Annotated in this window: 15 protein-coding genes and 1 riboswitch; of the genes, 10 read left to right on the forward strand and 5 right to left on the reverse strand. The window is 51.4% G+C overall.

What is annotated here, in order from left to right:
* Positions 1–10: 10 nt before the first annotated feature.
* Both BJP58_RS25895 and BJP58_RS25900 read right to left on the reverse strand, forming a co-directional pair.
* Entirely contained in the window at positions 11–1057 is a 1047-nt protein-coding gene (locus BJP58_RS25895; RefSeq protein WP_194541169.1) for a FecCD family ABC transporter permease, read from the reverse strand.
* Entirely contained in the window at positions 1054–2037 is a 984-nt protein-coding gene (locus BJP58_RS25900; protein WP_194541170.1) for a FecCD family ABC transporter permease, read from the reverse strand. The genes BJP58_RS25895 and BJP58_RS25900 overlap by 4 nt, the downstream gene beginning before the upstream one ends.
* 197 nt (positions 2038–2234) lie before the next feature.
* On the opposite strand from BJP58_RS25900, the gene BJP58_RS25905 reads away from it, so the two are divergent.
* Positions 2235–3266 (forward strand): ABC transporter substrate-binding protein, encoded by a 1032-nt coding sequence (locus tag BJP58_RS25905; RefSeq protein ID WP_194541171.1) that lies wholly within the window; start codon positions 2235–2237, stop codon positions 3264–3266.
* Between the two features lie 586 nt (positions 3267–3852).
* Here BJP58_RS25905 and BJP58_RS25910 read toward each other — a convergent pair.
* The 3 genes from BJP58_RS25910 to BJP58_RS25920 form a co-directional block, all read right to left on the reverse strand.
* Complete coding sequence (locus BJP58_RS25910; RefSeq protein WP_194541172.1) at positions 3853–4167, reverse strand: hypothetical protein; 315 nt, start codon at positions 4165–4167, stop codon at positions 3853–3855.
* A 768-nt stretch (positions 4168–4935) separates the two neighbouring features.
* Positions 4936–5226: a hypothetical protein gene (locus BJP58_RS25915; protein WP_194541173.1), complete on the reverse strand. Its 291-nt coding sequence runs from the start codon at positions 5224–5226 to the stop codon at positions 4936–4938.
* A gap of 143 nt (positions 5227–5369) precedes the next feature.
* Positions 5370–5870, reverse strand: a complete 501-nt coding sequence (locus BJP58_RS25920; RefSeq protein ID WP_233354768.1) for a VOC family protein — start codon at positions 5868–5870, stop codon at positions 5370–5372.
* A gap of 262 nt (positions 5871–6132) precedes the next feature.
* A riboswitch (TPP riboswitch) is annotated at positions 6133–6236 on the forward strand.
* Between the two features lie 139 nt (positions 6237–6375).
* On the opposite strand from BJP58_RS25920, the gene tenA reads away from it, so the two are divergent.
* The 9 genes from tenA to BJP58_RS25965 all read left to right on the forward strand — a co-directional run bounded on the left by tenA (position 6376) and on the right by BJP58_RS25965 (position 17457).
* A complete protein-coding gene (gene tenA, locus BJP58_RS25925) occupies positions 6376–7062 on the forward strand; it encodes a thiaminase II (RefSeq protein ID WP_194541175.1) in 687 nt (228 codons plus the stop codon).
* A gap of 52 nt (positions 7063–7114) precedes the next feature.
* Positions 7115–7957, forward strand: a complete 843-nt coding sequence (gene thiM / locus BJP58_RS25930; protein WP_194541176.1) for a hydroxyethylthiazole kinase — start codon at positions 7115–7117, stop codon at positions 7955–7957.
* Positions 7954–8973 (forward strand): bifunctional hydroxymethylpyrimidine kinase/phosphomethylpyrimidine kinase, encoded by a 1020-nt coding sequence (thiD, locus tag BJP58_RS25935; RefSeq protein WP_194541177.1) that lies wholly within the window; start codon positions 7954–7956, stop codon positions 8971–8973. Before thiM ends, thiD begins: the two co-directional genes overlap by 4 nt.
* Entirely contained in the window at positions 8970–9644 is a 675-nt protein-coding gene (thiE, locus tag BJP58_RS25940; RefSeq protein WP_194541178.1) for a thiamine phosphate synthase, read from the forward strand. Before thiD ends, thiE begins: the two co-directional genes overlap by 4 nt.
* Positions 9645–9880: 236 nt before the next feature.
* On the forward strand, positions 9881–11833 hold the full coding sequence (locus tag BJP58_RS25945) for a BglG family transcription antiterminator (RefSeq protein WP_194541179.1): 1953 nt from the start codon (positions 9881–9883) through the stop codon (positions 11831–11833).
* Positions 11834–12094: 261 nt separating this feature from the next.
* A complete protein-coding gene (locus BJP58_RS25950) occupies positions 12095–14110 on the forward strand; it encodes a fructose-specific PTS transporter subunit EIIC (protein ID WP_194541180.1) in 2016 nt (671 codons plus the stop codon).
* A gap of 422 nt (positions 14111–14532) precedes the next feature.
* On the forward strand, positions 14533–15699 hold the full coding sequence (locus BJP58_RS25955) for a dicarboxylate/amino acid:cation symporter (protein ID WP_194545063.1): 1167 nt from the start codon (positions 14533–14535) through the stop codon (positions 15697–15699).
* Between the two features lie 145 nt (positions 15700–15844).
* Positions 15845–16474, forward strand: a complete 630-nt coding sequence (locus BJP58_RS25960; protein WP_194541181.1) for a TetR/AcrR family transcriptional regulator — start codon at positions 15845–15847, stop codon at positions 16472–16474.
* Between the two features lie 578 nt (positions 16475–17052).
* Positions 17053–17457: an Imm7 family immunity protein gene (locus tag BJP58_RS25965; protein ID WP_194541182.1), complete on the forward strand. Its 405-nt coding sequence runs from the start codon at positions 17053–17055 to the stop codon at positions 17455–17457.
* The last annotated feature ends 176 nt before the right edge of the window (positions 17458–17633 follow it).

Below are 17633 nucleotides of genomic sequence, written 5' to 3' on the forward strand. Positions count from 1 at the left end.
CCTTTCGGTTCTAGAATCGATTGCGGTTACGATACAGCAAGTAGAGGAAGAACGGCGCGCCGATCGCAGCGGTGAATACACCTGCCGGCACGTCTCGCGGCAGAAATGCCGTCCGTGCTACCAGGTCGGCGACAAGCAGTAGAATCGCACCGATCAGGGCGCTGACCGGCAGTACGCTTCCGAAGTTGGGGCCTACCAGCCTGCGGGCCATATGGGGTGCCATCAGTCCGATGAAGGCGATGGCGCCGCCGATCGAGATGGCAGCTCCGGCCAGAGCTACACTGAGTCCGATTAGGATCAGACGCTGCTTCTGAACCTGCGCGCCTGTGCTGCTGGCAACGTCGTCTCCTAAGGCTTGAATGTTCACATTGCGGGCCTGCAGCCAAGTAAGCGGTAGAAGTACGGCTACCCAAGGCAGCAGGGTCATAACGTCCTTATCCCAGGACATACCGTAAATGCTGCCTGCCATAAAAGTAAGGGAGCGGTCGGCCAGCTGCAGCGGTCCGGATATGATCAGCATGTAGGAGATCGATTTGATGGCAGCCGATACTCCGATACCGATCAAGACAAGCCGCAGCGGCGATACGCCATTTTTCCAGGCTAGCACGTACAATAGACCGGTAATGAAAAAGGCACCGAGGATGGCGAATAGCGGCATCCAATGGATCGATACGGTGCCCGTAAATATGAAGATGAAGAGAACTGCCCCAAGCGATGCTCCCTCCGTTATGCCGATGACATCGGGGGAGGCCAGGGGATTGCGGATGACGCCCTGCAGAATAGCCCCCGCCACCGCGAGAGCGGCGCCGATCAGCACGGCGATAATAATTCGGGGCAGCCTTAGCTGCATGACGATGACCTGCTCCATGGGCGGAGCATCGCCGAACAATGCCTTTATGACATGAAGCGGCGAAACAAACTGGCTTCCCGTTCCTGTGCTAATAATCATGGCGGCGATGCAAAGCACGAATAGGATCAGGCATACCCATAGTGTTCTTCTCTCCAGCATAAACGATACTTTCGCGTTCCTGGAGCGGAATATGCGGTGTTTACTCATTGTGCTCGTCTTCCTTTCCTGGCTATATACACGAAGAACGGCACGCCGATGATTGCGGTCATCACGCCAACCGGGACTTCCTTCGGCATGGCAATATATCGGGAACCGAGATCGGCCGTCACCAGCAAAAGTGCGCCCAGCACCGCGCTGTAAGGCAGAATCCAGCGATAATCATTTCCTATTAAATACCGAACGATATGCGGGATGATGATTCCGACGAATGCGATAGGTCCAGCAGCGGCAACGGAACCTCCAGCCAGCAATATAACGGCCGCTGCCGCTAACAGCTTAATGAGGGCTGTTTTTTGCCCAAGGCTCTGGGCGATGTCGTCACCCATGGAGAGGGCGTTCAGATGACGGCCCAGCAGGAGTGCAGCCAGCATGCCAACGGTCATGTACGGCCACACGGCTGCGAGTTGGTTCAAATCGCGTCCGGCTACCGAACCGACCAGCCATACCAGCACCTGGTCGAACATTTTGCCATCGGAGAGCATCAATCCCTGCGTCAGGGAATGGAAGAAGGCGGCTATGGAGGCACCCGCGAGGGTGATTTTTACCGGCGTCATGCCGTCCCTGCCGATGCTGCCCAGGAAAAACACAATACCGCCGCTTACCGCGGCTCCGATCAGCGCGACCCAGGTTAGGGATTGGAGTCCGCTGATGCCCAGCCAACCCGCCGACATAATAATGAAGAAGGCCGCACCGGAGTTTACGCCCAGCGTGCTGGGCGATGCAATCGGATTGCGCGTGATGACTTGCATGAGCGCACCCGCAACAGCGAGGGATGCTCCTACGGCAAGCGCAATGAGCGCCCGGGGCAGTCTTGCTGTGAGAATGATCAGATGCTCGTTGCTCCCGTTGAAGTGAGTGAACGATTCCCATACCTGATGAAGAGGTATGTTCGTTACTCCAAATGCGATGCTGCCCATGACGGCAGCAGCCAGCGACAATAGCGATATGAATAGTCCGAATACGCGCATATATACTCACTTTCTTAAGTCCATGAATAATTAAGTTCATATGAATTTTAGGTGAAGGGACCCCATCTGTCAATGAGCTTGATAATCATTCTCATAAATATCTTGATATTTTTCATGAAACCCTTTATAGTTTTGAATCAGTGATTGATAATGATTTTCAAGTAGAGGGATATGACACAAGGGGGATTTAGATAGGAATGGGAAAAAAAGTGGCACATAAACCAACGAGAGGCCTCAAGTTTAGCTTGCTGGCTCTGATCATGATCATGATCGTGATTCTTGCCGGGTGCGGAGCAAGCCCCGCAAAAGAAAATGCAAACAATGGGGGCAGCGACACAACGAAAACCGCAGAGGGCAACAGCGGCGCTGCAGCCGGCGGCGAATCGTATGAAGTTACGCATGCCATGGGGACGGAGACGATCAAGGGAACGCCTCAAAAGGTTGTCGTCCTTACGAACGAAGGAACCGAGGCGCTTCTCGCATTGGGCGTGAAGCCTGTAGGTGCCGTTAGATCCTGGACAGGCGACCCATGGTATCCGCATATTAAAGACCAGATGGAAGGCGTTACCGTTGTCGGGGAAGAGAGCCAGCCGAACATCGAGCTGATCGCCGGCCTGCAGCCGGACCTGATTATCGGCAACAAGATGCGTCAGGAGAAAGTATACGAGCAATTGAAGGCGATCGCGCCGACTGTTTTTGCTGAGGATCTTCGCGGCGAGTGGCAGAACAATTTTGAGCTGTATGCCAAAGCGCTGAACAAGGTATCCGAAGGCGAAGAGCTATTGGCTGCATACGACAAGCGGATTCAGGATTTCAAAGAGAAGGCCGGAAGCAAGCTGGACGAGACCGTCTCCGTGGTCCGTTTCATGGCTGGCAAGACACGGGTATACCACACCAATACGTTCTCGGGCGTTATTTTCGATAAAATCGGCATCGCCCGCAACGACATGACCAAGAACGCCAAGGACGATTTCGTTGACGAGATCACGAAGGAGCGTTTACCTGAGGTGGAAGCCGACAGACTATTCTACTTCACTTATGAAACCGGGGATGGCGGCGCCAACCAAACCGAGCAGGAATGGATCAACGATCCGCTGTGGAAAAACCTGAACGTCGTCAAGAACGGCCAGGCCCACAAAGTGGATGATGCCATCTGGAATACAGCAGGCGGCATCCTGGCAGCGAATCTGATGATTGACCAGCTTCAGGAATTTTACGGCATTCAGTAATGAATGAAGACGAATGCAGCAGGCTAGTATTGTCGTATAGCGGATGATGCTAGGAAAAAGCAAAAAAAGGAGGCATCCCTCAAGATCTAAGATCTTTTGGAATGCCTCCTTTTTTGTATCGCAGCGTGGATAGTATCGCAGCGTGGATAGTATCGCTGCGTCGGCAACATTGTAGCGTCGGCAGCGACGCGCGTAGGTAGTACCACTACGTTGGCAATCACAGCCTAGCCAACATCGTCGCATTGCAGCGTGGTCAGCATAGCCAACATCGCCGACCGCATAACAGCGTCGGCAGCATCGCCGCTATGCTGCGTGGCCAGTATCGCTGCGTGTGCAGCACCACCGCCTCACCGCTTATGTAGCTACGTGCACACCACTCACCGGCACAGCTTTGTGAGCTCCGTTCTTCGTACCGCTTCCCCCTGACCTGTTAACGGACACCAGTTCCCTTATTTGCCTGATTCGGGCCCAATTCTTAAATCTAACGGACACAGGATCCCTTATTACCGCAATAAGGTGCCTATTTGCCATCATATTCTAGAAATAACGTATCTGGGGTCCGTTAGCACTCGAAAATTACGCCTTTTCAGCTAAATAACGTATCCTCAGTCCGTTTGCCTCGAGCAAGTCGCACTAAAACTAGTAGTCGCATCAAGACCAGTACCACCAAGCCCAGCAGTACCACCAAGCCCAGCAGTAGTTCCAATACAGCAGTAGCAACAATACCAGCAGTAGCTCCAATAATAGCAGGCAGCACCAAGCCCAGCAGTAGCACCAATACAGCAGTAGCACCAATACAGCAGTAGCACCAATACAGCAGTAGCATCAATACCAGCAGTAGCACTAAGACCAGCAGTAGCCTAGAAGTAGCATCAATCCCAGTAGTTAGCACCAAGGCCACCTGTTAACGGACACCAGTTCCCTTATTTGCCTGATTCGCCTCCGATTCCTAAACTTAACGGACACAGGATCCCTTATTACCGCAAAAAGGTGCCTATTTACCATCATATTCTATGAATAACGTATCTGGTGTCCGTTAGCTCTCGAAAATTACGCCTTTTCAGTTAAATAACGTATCCCCAGTCCGCTTGCCCTCCGAGCAGTCGCACTAGACTAGTAGTCACATCAAGGCCAGTAACACCAATCCCAGCAGTAGCTCCAAGATCAGTAGTCGAACCAATACCAGCAGTAGTACCAGGATCAGTAGTAGCACCAAGCCCAGTAGTAGCACCAAGCCCAGTAGTAGCATCAATCCCAACAGTAGCACCAATTCCAGCAATTGCACTAAGACCAGTTAGTCGCACCAAGACCAGTAGTAGCATCAAGCCCAGCAGTCGTACCAAAACCAGTTAGTAGCACCAAGATCAGCAGTAGCACCAATACCAGCAGTAGCACCAATACCAGCAGTAGCACCAATACCAGCAGTAGCACCAAGATTAGCAGTCGCGCCAAGCCCGACAGTAGCATCAATACCAGAAGTAGCACCAAGATCAGGAGTAGCCTAGAAGTAGCCTTAACGGACACCAGTTCCCTTATTTGCCTGATTCGGTCCCAATTCTTAAATCTAACGGACACAGGATCTCTTATTACCGCAAAAAGGTGCCTATTTACCATCATATTCTAGAAATAGCGTATCTGGTGTCCGTTAGCTCTCGAAAATTACGCCTTTTCAGCTAAATAACGTATCCTCAGTCCGCTTGCCCTCGAGCAGTCGCACCAAGCCCAGCAGTAGCTCCAATACAGCAGTAGCAACAATACCAGCAGTAGCTCCAATAATAGCAAGCAGCACCAAGCCCAGCAGTAGCACCAATACAGCAGTAGCATCAATCCCAGCAGTAGCACCAATCCCAGTAGCATCAATCCCAGTCGCACCAATCCCAGCAGTCGCACCAATCCCAGCAGTCGCACCAATCCCAGCAGTAGCACCAATCCCAGCAGCAGCTACATACTCTGTGTTCACCCAGTTTCTACCTCTAAACCATAGCTACTCTGAGTTACCCGGTCCCTACATCGATCATAATCGGCAGCCATCCACGCATACCCCCGGGAACCGAATCCACCCATGTTCTGCCTGAAATAACACTTTTGTTTCACTTCACCTTGTTACGAAATCTTCACCACGATTTCCGCTCCGGCAACATAGGTCATTGCTTTCATGTAATCCGGGTCTTGGGCGCGTCGTTCCATCTCCTCGGGCGTCAGGTCCTCCATTCGCGTCTGAATCCACCATAAGTTGCCGAACGGGTCCCGTACCCGTCCCACCCGGTCGCCGAAGAACAAACTTGTTGGCTCCGTCACCGAGACGGCTCCTGCGGCGAGCGCTTGCTGGTAAGCAGCATCGCAATCCTCAACATATAAGCGGAGATACGTCGGGCTATCCGGCCATTCCGGCTTCGCGTCAAACATCATGACGACGGCATCTCCGATTCGCACCTCGGCATGGCCGATGACACCATCGTCAACATAGACGCGGGCTAACTCTTCGGCTTGAAAAGCCTGCTCCAGGAATTCAATCAGCGCTGCGGAGTTTCTTGAGATGATCCACGGTGTCACGGAGGTGTAGCCATCCGGAATGGGGTTAACCGCTTTTGATGGGTTCGTCATAAATAAGCTCGCTCCTTTAAACTTCATTTTTTTGAATAACGTTTATGTACTCATTATGTAGGGGAATACATGACAACCCAGCGTCAGTGTTTCTGAAACAAGTGTTGGGTAGCCGACGTTTTTTATTCGCGAAAGACATCTGCCACCGTACAACATCATGATCCACCGATCACGGAAGATTTCGCACGTGGGGTTCTGTCCGCGAACCGTTAACGTTTGACAGCATCTACAAACCTATGTACAGTATTAGACAAAAGAATAGGAAGTCCACTAGGGGAGCCGTTAGCGGCTGAGACAAGAGCGTATCTTGGACCCTTTGAACCTGATCTAGTTCGTACTAGCGTAGGAAAGTGGAGCCTTCGTATATAAGGTCTTGGTGCGTTTTTGGCGCACTCGGGCTTGTTGACGAAGCCGCTCCAGTTTTCGGGGCGGCTTTTTAGCGTTGCCTGGAAAGTCGTGTCTTATGGACTTCCTGCTCTTCAATATGTTGGAGGTGGGGACAAAAATGAGTTTTACGCAAGAGCTCCGTCAGCAGGCGGGAGGCATTTTTCAAGCAATCTTCGATCATCCCTTTGTAAAAGGCATTGCCGAGGGGAAACTGGCGCGGGAACAACTGATCCACTATGTGAAGCAGGATTTTGAGTATTTGAACGTCTACATGCGAATTTACGGCATCGCCATATCCAAATCGACCAGCCGCGAAGAGATCGCAACCTTTAACGAACAAATCTCATTCATCCTGCATAGCGAGGTGCATCCGCATCAGAATTTTTGCGCAGCCGCCGGGGTGACTTACGAAGAGCTTCAAGGCTATCCGCTGGCTCCGTCCGCGCATCACTATATCCGTCATATGCTGACGGTGGCGCATGAGGGCAGTCTGGGCGAGATTATGGCCGTACTGCTGCCTTGCCCGTGGACCTACCTGGAGATTGGCCGCAAGCTGCTGGATGAAGTGAAGCCGGATGAATCCCATCCGTTCTACGACTGGATTTATTTCTACGGCAACCGGGGGGAAGACGCGACAGCCAAGTTCTGCAGCCGTGTCGATGAATGGGCGGAGCGTGCGACGGCAGCCGAGCGAGAACGGATGAAGGAGCATTTTATGCTGAGCTGCCAGCTGGAGTATATGTTTTGGGATATGGCTTATAAGCAGGAGGAATGGCCGGTGCCGCTGCAGGCTGCGGTGCTGTAAGGAGACCTAACTAGCTCATAAATTCCAATATAGCGAAGAGAGGCTGATTCATATGCATACATGGGAAAATGAAGTTTCGGCGCTTTTAACAAAGGTACGGCAGACGAGCCCCCTCGTTCACAACATGACGAACGTGGTGGTTACGAATTTTACGGCTAACGGCTTGTACGCGCTGGGCGCGTCGCCGGTCATGGCTTACGCGCCGGAGGAAGTGGCAGATATGGCCGCCATCGCAGGCGCGCTCGTATTGAACATCGGCACGCTGAACCGCGAGCTTGTGGATGCGATGATCATAGCTGGACAATCGGCGAACGCACAAGGCGTGCCGGTCCTGCTGGACCCGGTCGGTGCGGGAGCAACCCGTTTTCGGACGGAGTCGGCGCTGCGGATTCTAAGCGAGGTGAAGGTGTCGCTCGTGCGCGGGAATGCGGCTGAAGTCGCTCACCTTGTCGGGGAGGCCCGCGAGATCAAAGGCGTAGACGCTGGCAACAGCACGGGCAGTGATCATGCCGAGCTGGCCGTGCGGGCTGCGCGCGAAGTAGGCACGATCGTGGCCATTACCGGTGAAGAGGACGTGATTACCGATGGAAACGAGGTACGTATCATTACCGGCGGGGATGCTCTCCTCACGAAGGTAACCGGTGCAGGGTGCCTGCTGACCTCGGTGCTGGGTGCCTTTGCCGCAGTGGAAGCAAACCTGCTGCTTGCCGGTACGGCGGGCCTGGCCTTCTACGGGGCCGCGGCGGCGAGAGCTGCAGAGCGAACCGCGGACCAGGGACCTGGAAGCTTCCAGATTGCTTTCCTGGATGAGCTGGCAAAGCTTCATCCGGGCTCGCTGGAGGGCTATGCCGCTGTCCGGGAAGCGGAAGCGTCCGCTGCAGGTGGCGCACGATGAGCAGCAAGTCTCACGTTCCTCGGGCACTGACGATTGCGGGGTCTGACAGCGGCGGCGGTGCCGGCATTCAGGCTGATCTGAAAACCTTCCAGGAGCTCGGCGTATACGGCATGTCAGCGATTACGGCGATCACGGTGCAGAACACATTGGGGGTTCACGGCGTATATCCGCTGCCTCCCGAAGCAGCCGCGGAGCAGATTGAAGCGGTTGGCTCGGACCTCGGAGTCGATGCATTGAAGACAGGCATGCTGTTCAATGCCGAGATCATTCGCCTGGCTGCTGACCGGATCCGGGCATTCGGCTGGGAGAAGGTCGTTGTGGATCCCGTGATGATCGCCAAGGGCGGAGCAGAGCTGCTGCAAAGCGAAGCAGTGCAGGCTTTAAGAGAGGATTTGCTGCCGCTGGCGTTAATTGTCACCCCCAATATACCGGAGGCCGAAGTATTGGCGGGGATGCGTATCCGCACGAAGGAAGATCGGAAGGAAGCGGCGAGACGTATCCAGGATCTGGGGCCCAAGATCGTTGTGATCAAAGGCGGCCATGACGAGGGAATGACCGGCGGCGGTGAAGTTGCGGATCACGAAAGAGACAGGGGATCAGCTATGGCGGCGGGTACGCAGCAGGAAGAGTTGTCTCAGTCCGAAAGTACGTATCGCCAAACAAGAACCGCCAGCCATAACGGGGAGTTTTATGAGGGACGCTCCCCCATGATCAAGAATGATGACAGATTCGGTAATCCCGACAGTCCTCCAGTCATGGACCTCGTATACGATGGTATCGCCTTTACAGAATTATATGGACAACGAATTCATACCGTCCATACGCACGGTACCGGCTGTACTTTCTCTGCCGCGATTACCGCAGGCCTGGCCCAAGGCTTGAGTGCATTCGATGCCATTCAGAACGGGCGCACATTCATCCAGGCGGCCATTGAGGACGGCTTAAACCTGGGACAGGGACACGGCCCAACGAATCATTGGGCGTATCGTCGCCGCCATCAGGAGGTGCTGCGATGACGGGCAGAGTGACACCCGAGATGATGAGGCAGCATCTACGGATGTACCTCGTACTTGGCAGCGTGAATTGCATCGTCGAGCCAAGCCGGGTCGTGCAGGATGCATTGGCCGGCGGCACGACCATGGTCCAGTTCCGCGAGAAGGGGCAGGGTGCACTTGTTGGCGAGCCGATGATCCGGCTGGCTCGCCGGATCCAGGATCAGTGCCGCCAAGCGGGCGTACCCTTCATCGTCAATGATGATGTGGAGCTGGCACTGAAGCTGAACGCCGACGGCGTGCACATCGGCCAGGACGATGAATCTGCGGCTTCGGTACGTGAGCGGATCGGCAATCGGATATTAGGCGTCTCGGCCCATTCCGTTGAGGAAGCCAGGCGCGCCATTCTCCACGGCGCCGATTATCTTGGTATCGGCCCGATCTATCCGACCCGCTCGAAGGATGATGCCAAGGCTGTGCAGGGCCCAGCGATCCTTCGAGAAATGCGCGAAGCTGGCATCCATCTGCCGATTGTTGGGATTGGCGGGATTACCGTGGAGCGCGTGGAGGAAGTGATGGGGGCGGGTGCGGATGGCGTCGCCGTGATATCCGCCGTGACGGGAGCGGAGTCGGCGCGAGAGGCTGTGGAGGATTTTATAGGAAAGATACGCTGTGCAACCGAACGAATTTTTTAAAATGTAAGAGGATCATGAACAAGAGTGTCGAATTTCTTCGGCACTCTTTTTTGTTTACGTCAGATTTTAAATTACTGTATATGTTCAGCTTATCCCTCAACATGCCATTCTTTGGGTCCATTCTCGCGTTCCATACCAGATCAGATTGCCATAGCGACCCGGATATGATATACGTAGGACAATGTACCTGCTCCACGAATAGTGAGCTCTCCAAATAAGTTGAATAGGAGATCGGAATGAATAATAGGCAAAAAGAGATTTTTCGTAATTTATTAATGGAACCGAACCGGCTGTGGCTCGTTCAGGATCTGGCGGATCAGACCGAGTGCTCGGAGAAGACGATCCGAAACGATCTGAAGGTGATTGAAGAATATATAGTTCAGCACTCCAGTGGGCATCTGGTGAAAAGGCCGGGACTTGGCGTTTATCTGGAGATCGGAGAAACGGATCAGGCTGATTTATTCCACCGCTTGTATTCCAACGAGCGTACCACCGAGGATGAATCCGACGAGGAAAGGGTGCTGCACCTGGCCTATCGGCTCTTGATGAACGCGAAGCCCGTAACCCTGCAGAACCTGGCTTCGCCGTTTTACGTGAACAAGGCAATTATCCGTCGGGATATGGAAAAGATTGGGGACTGGCTGCGCAGCTTTGATCTGAGCTTAATGACGAAACAGCGTGTAGGTTTCATGATTGAGGGCACGGAGAAGAACAAACGGATGGCGCTGGCGCGGTTGAACCAACTGATCAACCGTCCGGAGTTGACGGGACAGATGATGCGTAATCAGTATGAACCGCATGAGATTGCAACCGTATACAATGAGTTGAAGGCGTTGCAAAAGCAGCATCAGCTCCGCTTTACCGATGAAACCTTTGAAAGCCTGATGCTGCATATTCTGCTCATGGTCAAACGGACCAAGCTGGGACAGCCGATTTCGCTCTCCGAGCAGGACATGGCCTTTTTGGAGAACAAAGCGGAATTTGAATGGGCGATAGACTTTTTGAGGCAGCTGCAAAAGCTGTTCGCTGTACCTTTTTCCAAGGAAGAAACTGCATATCTAACCCTGCACCTGCTTGGAGGGAAGTTCCGATACACGCAGGAGGACGGAGGCGCTGGGCGGAGCGATCTGGCAGACAGCCACCCTCTGCTGCCCCAATTGGTTGAACAACTGATTCGGCGGATGTCGGAGCTGAATATGATCCCTTTTTCCAAGGACCAGGTATTATTGAACGGGTTGAAAGTGCATTTGTACACGACCATGAACCGTCTCCATTACGGTCTGGCTGTGTCCAATCCAATGCTGGCTGAGATCAAAAAGATGTATCCCTATATGTTCGATCGGGTCATCATGGCACTGGAAGAGGTAGGGGGAGCGCTCCATCTGCACTTTCCCGAAGAGGAAGCCGCATATTTGACGCTGCACTTTCAGGCGTCTGTGGAACGGCTTCACCAGAATGAAAGCCACCCTCAGAAGGTCATTATTGTGTGTCATATGGGCGTTGGGATGTCCCAATTGCTTCTCGCGAAGGTGGAACGGAGATTCCCGTCCGTGCATGTGGAGGCAACGATGTCGAGAGCGGAAGTGCAGGATTATCTGGCTGCTCATGAGGTGGATCTTGTCATTACGACCGTTGATCTGCCCGAGCTAAAATCACCACATATCCTTGTTTCACCTTTGCTCGAGGCCAGTGACGAGCGGAAGCTGGAGCAAGCGATCCGGCGGATCGATGAGCCGGACAGCAGGACGGCTGAGGAATCGGTCTTTTTGAAATATACAACTCCTTTTCTGGTCTTTCCTCGGCAGGAGGTAAAGCGTCCAGAACAGTTAATCGCCAAGTTTGCGCAAATGCTGGAGGACAAAGGGTATGTCGAGGCAGGGTATACGGAAAGTGTGCTGGATCGTGAGCATATGTCTGCTACGACGATTGGGGGTGGCATTGCCATCCCTCATGGCAGCGCGGAGCGGGTTAAACAGTCCTGCATCGTTGTTGTGACTTTGAAGCAGCCGATTCCCTGGGGAACCGAGAAGGTAGAGCTTGTGTTCTTGCTTGCGATTAAACATGATGAGCTGAAAGAGATGCGGCAGCTATTCAGAGAATTGTCGCTGATCAGTGAGCAGCCGGCTTTGGTCAGTGCGTTGACTAAGGAGACGGATGTGATGCGATTGCTGAGTACGTTGAAAGGGTAACATTCGTATTAGAAAGCGTGATTAGTATTAGAAACCGTGAAGATGAAGCAGGGCGGTATACGTCCTGTTTTTTACATTTTTCGGGGTACTTACAAAGTATTTGGATACATCGCAGCATGGCTCCGCTATGTGGGGATATTTTATTGCGAAATAAACCTGTTTTTCCGGAAGTTCCGGTAAAAAGTTCATCCGATAACAGCGTTTTCAGCGTGTACACTATAAATGTAAGCGGGAACATGACAGCAAAGGAGAATGACGAGCATGAAAATATTAGCGATTACTTCATGTCCTAACGGAATTGCACATACGTATATGGCCGCTGAGAATCTGCAGAAGGCAGGCGCTAAGCTTGGCGTTGAGTTGAAGGTTGAGACCCAAGGTTCCATTGGCGTGGAGAACCAATTCACGGAGCAGGATATCCGCGAAGCCGATGGCATTATTATCGCGGCGGATAAGACGGTGATAAAGGACCGGTTTGTGGGTAAAAAACTGCTTGTCGTTGGTGTGCAGGATGGTATCCGTCGTCCAGAAGAGCTGATCCAACGGATGATGAAAGGGGATGTGCCTGTCTATCAAGCACAGTCCAAGTCTGCTGCTGAAGATATGACAGGAGAGAACAAACCTAAACAAAATCCGGTCTACCGTCACTTGATGAACGGCGTATCCTATATGGTACCGTTTATCGTAATCGGTGGACTGCTCATTGCAATCGCACTGACGATGGGCGGCGTAAAGACGCCGGGTGGGCTGGTTATACCGGAAGGTTCGATCTGGAAAACGATTGAGAGTATCGGCGCGGCTGCGTTTACCTTCATGGTTCCGATCCTTGCAGGTTTTATCGCCATGAGTATTGCGGACAGGCCGGGTCTTGCACCAGGTATGGTCGGCGGGTTCATTGCTGCCAACGGCAGCTTTTATGGAAGTGAAGCGGGAGCTGGATTCATCGGGGGGATTATTGCCGGTTTCCTGGCGGGTTATGTTGCACTTGCTATTAAAAGGATCAAGGTTCCTCGCTCGCTGCAGCCGATTATGCCCATTATCGTTATCCCTGTACTGGCTTCACTAGTTGTAGGGTTAATCTTCGTCTTTGTGATTGGTGCTCCCGTTGCGGATCTGTTTGAAGCGTTAACCGTCTGGCTAGCAGGAATGCAAGGTACAAGTTCGATTCTGCTCGCGCTTATTCTGGGCGCGATGATTTCATTTGACATGGGGGGTCCCGTGAATAAGGTTGCGTTCCTGTTCGGTTCGGCCATGATCGGTGAAGGAAATTATGTGATTATGGGCCAAATTGCCGTTGCCATCTGTGTTCCTCCGATTGCCATGGGACTGGCAGCAATGATTAACAAAAAGAAGTTTACACCTGCGGAACGTGAAGCAGGCAAAGCAACATTTACGATGGGACTGTTCGGTATTACCGAAGGAGCGATTCCATTCGCGGCGCAAGATCCTCTACGCGTCATTCCGAGCATCATGGTCGGATCGATGACGGGTTCGGTGGTTGCCATGTTTGGCAGTGTCGGTGACAGCGTAGCCCATGGCGGCCCGATTGTAGCCGTGCTCGGTGCCGTTGATCATGTGTTGATGTTCTTCCTCGCTGTCATTGTCGGCGCAGCCGTATCGGTTATCATGGTGAGCCTGCTCAAGAAAGACGTTTCAGCTGTGACTCCGGCAGTTGTTGGAGAAGGAGCGATAGAGGATCCTGCCGAAGCAGGTGGAGCGTCCGTAGTAAATGTGGATGCACCTTTGGCTGCGGACTCAGCCGAAGCGGTTCCAACCGTAATGAATAACGGTACAGCAACGGAAGTTTCTGCTATCCGCGTTGAGAAATTGACGGATATTGTTACACCGGATCTCATTAACCTGAATCTGGTCGGAACGACACAGGATGCGGTGATCGACGAAATGATCGGTGTATTGGAGCGGAACGGGGCGGTAAGAGCTGACGGAGATTTTAAACAGGCCATATTAGCCCGGGAACAAGAAAGCTCCACAGGCATCGGCATGAATATTGCGATTCCTCACGGTAAATCGGATGCTGTCTTGAAACCAAGCGTGGTCTTTGGTATCCAGCAGGATGGTGTAGACTGGAAGAGTCTTGACGGCAGCGAAGCCAAACTGATCTTTATGATTGCCGTGCCGCGTAATAGCAAGCAGAATGCGCATTTAAAAGTGCTGCAAATGTTGTCCCGCAAGCTGATGGACGATGATTTCAGAGAAGCGCTCTTGGCGGTGACAACGAAGGAAGAGGCCTATCAATTGCTCGATCAGGTGCATTAATTCAAGATGCTAAAGTGACTCCACCTAGCCATTGGTTGGTGGGCAAAAGTAGCCAAGGAGCTTGGCTTATCGCAGAAGGATAGTGGCTGATCTATTGGAGATAATCCTGCCGTTATCTCATCATATTAGGGATTTATGAAGCGATTCCAATGAAGCCAGCCCCGCACAGAAATGAGCGGGGCTGGCTTCAATTTTGCGCATGCTTGAACCGGAGTAGGCATTTCTCCTTTCCATGTATTTGGCACTCATATCTGTATATCTGTCATCTGATCTATTATGGGTATGTTATGCTGTCATATTTTGCATAATGACAATGATATCCAGAATATGATAAAGTTTGTTCGTTCCGTGTCCAATGGATTTTGTCCGTTTAGAGTGGACAATAAACGAAAATAACATCTGTGGGTGATAACAGCATGAACATGAAAAAACTTGGCTTACTTCCGAAAATCCTTATAGCCATTTTGCTCGGCATTGCGCTCGGATCGTTCTCACCGGAATGGCTGGTTGCCGGATTAGCTACCTTTAGCGGGTTATTTGGAAACTTTCTTGGGTTTGCCATACCTTTAATTATCATCGGATTCATTGCTCCCGGGATCGGGGAGCTGGGAAGAGGAGCCGGTCGCCTGCTGGGCGTAACCACGGGCCTTGCTTATCTCTCCACCATAATCGCGGGACTGCTGGCATTCTTGGCAGCGACGCTATTGTATCCGTATATGTTGGAGGTTGGCGGTCTGGTTAATTCCTACACCAATCCGGAAGAGGCGCTGCTGGAACCCTTTTTTAAAGTTGACATGCCGCCTGTATTCGGGGTGATGACTGCCCTGCTCCTTGCCTTTACACTGGGGCTGGGAGCGGCTGTAATCAAGGGGCAAGCCTTGCAGAAGGTCATGGTTGATTTCCGCGAGATTGTTGAGAAGCTGATTGCCTCGATCATCATTCCGCTGCTGCCATATCATATTCTCTGCGTGTTTGCTAACTTAACCTATGGCGGGCAAGTGACCATGATCCTGTCGGTATTCGCCAAAGTATTTATTATGATCATTGTCCTGCATGTGCTGTTCCTGATCATACAATACTTGGTTGCTGGTCAAGTCGCGCATAAGAATCCGTTTGCCATGCTGAAGAATATGCTGCCAGCTTATTTTACGGCGATAGGTACGCAGTCTTCTGCCGCTGCCATCCCGGTTACGCTGCGCCAAACCAAGCTGAACGGAGTCAGTGGGAAGGTCGCTGATTTTGTCATCCCGCTATGCGCAACTATTCATCTATCCGGCAGCACGATTACGCTGGTAAGCTGCTCGATGGCCGTCATGCTGCTGACAGGGATGCCGACATCCCTTGGCATGATGTTCCCTTTCATTCTGATGCTGGGCATTACGATGGTTGCTGCTCCCGGAGTTCCCGGAGGCGCCGTTATGGCGGCACTCGGCTTGTTGGAGTCCATGCTGGGCTTCGATACGACGCTAACGTCGCTCATGATCGCCCTCTATATTGCGCAAGACAGCTTCGGAACGGCTTGTAATGTAACCGGAGATGGAGCTATCGCCGTGATTACGGACCGCGTGAGCAAATCTGAGCCTGCGTGAATAACGTAAGCACGGATTACTACTTTACATCGCGAATGTATCAGAATCCAGCACCCTATATGAGTTCAGGAGAAGCCTGCCCATTCCTAAGAGATGGGCAGGCTTCTTATTGATTTTTTCTGTACGATCGTACTAAAATATAATCATGAATACTAAAAATAAAACGGATGACCAAAAGGGAATGTCGTTTATTGAGAAGGCTCGCCGTGCGCAGATCGTGGCATGCGCGATCGAAACCATTGCCGAGGTCGGTTATGCCCAAGCTTCGATAGGTCAAATCGCCAAGCGTGCCAACGTTAGCAAAGGGGTGATTTCCTATCATTTTGCGGGCAAGGATGAGCTCCTGGAGCAGGTGGTGACGGAGTATTATATCGCCTATGAGTCCTTTATGCAGCCGATTCTGCGTAGCGAAGCTTCTCCCAGAAACAGGCTCAAGAAGTATATTGAAGCGAATTTGGAGTTTATCGCGGAGCATCGGAAGATGGTTTTTGCCGTTGTGGAAATCGTGACGGGCATGTGGACAAAGGAGGGGAAACCTCGTTTTTCGGCGGATATGGATGAAGGTGTGTTTCAACCAATCGAGGCGATTCTGCATGCAGGGGCGAAAGAAGGAACCTTTCGAGAATTCACCCCGTTATCCTCCCGAGTCATGGCGCTCGCTATCCGGCATGCCATCGATGGATTCAGCCTGGAATTGATTAGAAACCCCGATCTTCACATAAAGGCATATGTGGAGGAGCTGATTACGATCTTTGATCACGCCACGCGCAAATAAGAACGCTCCCAAGGAGGTGAAAGCATATTGATTTATTATGAGGTGGAATGCTTTTGCTGCAAGAAGACATTTCGGCTGTACGAAGGAAGCGTGGGATATAAAAATTTCAAGGAAAACCAGAAAGGGAAATATTCCTGCGAGTCATGCAATCACAGCGTACGGCTGGAGGCGATTTTTAATCTCCTTAGGAAATAAGAAGGAAGAAAAACAATAAAAAGATTAAGCTCGTGAACTGTTTGAATGGGGGGAGTCAAACGACGCCTACAGTTAGACGTACAGTGCGCAAGACTAGCGAGTGTCGGCTGAACCGACACTCTTTTTTGCATACTTTTGCAGATCTATGCATCGCTAGGGAATTTTCGACTGAGTCGTTACTCCACATAAAGAGTACCTGGAACCTTTTCTAAGTTATTTAAATTGAAGTGGAATGACTATCTAACAAATGACGAAGAGGTTGACCTATGTCTAAGATACTTGTACCTACTGATTGAGGTGCTGCAGGCAGTGTCGGATCAATTCGACAGGGCCTCTGATCAGCTGGAAGCGAAGACTTTAAAACCATGAGAGGATGAAATGAAATGTATGAGTATCACGGATGGGCAACCATTAGAGAAAGTTCCTCATTTGAAGATGATGAGGAAAAGTACTCGTTCATTGTTCAAGATATTCGAAAGTATTTCGATGAGATAGAGTGGCCCTCCGGAGTATTGGATTTAAGAGCAGTAAATGGTGATTATCAAGTTTGGATAGCAGGCCTTAATAATCACAAACCTGTGACAAAGCATAATCCAATTGAGGTTTTAAGGAAGATTGGGGAGCTGGCTCCAGGATCATATGGTGTTCTGTATATAAGAGATAGTGACGATGCAGAACTTTTCAATGAATTCAAGGTCTACACTTTAATTCGCGGAGAAATCATGGAGCATAATGATCCTTTTCTATCCCCATTTATACCTAAAATAGAGGATGCTTACGAGGATTAACACAATTAAGGAATAGCTTACAGATGACACGCTTTATGTATGTTTTGAGGGAAAGTGATGTTGAAAGTATCCTGATTGGTGTTATACGAAGCAGATATAGTCTAAAATAAAGAAGTTGAAATTGTTGATCATACTGGAAAGCCAATTGGTGAATTAGATGAGATCGACTTGGATAA

The sequence above is a fragment of the Paenibacillus sp. JZ16 genome (assembly GCF_015326965.1).
Taxonomy (GTDB): domain Bacteria; phylum Bacillota; class Bacilli; order Paenibacillales; family Paenibacillaceae; genus Paenibacillus_AQ.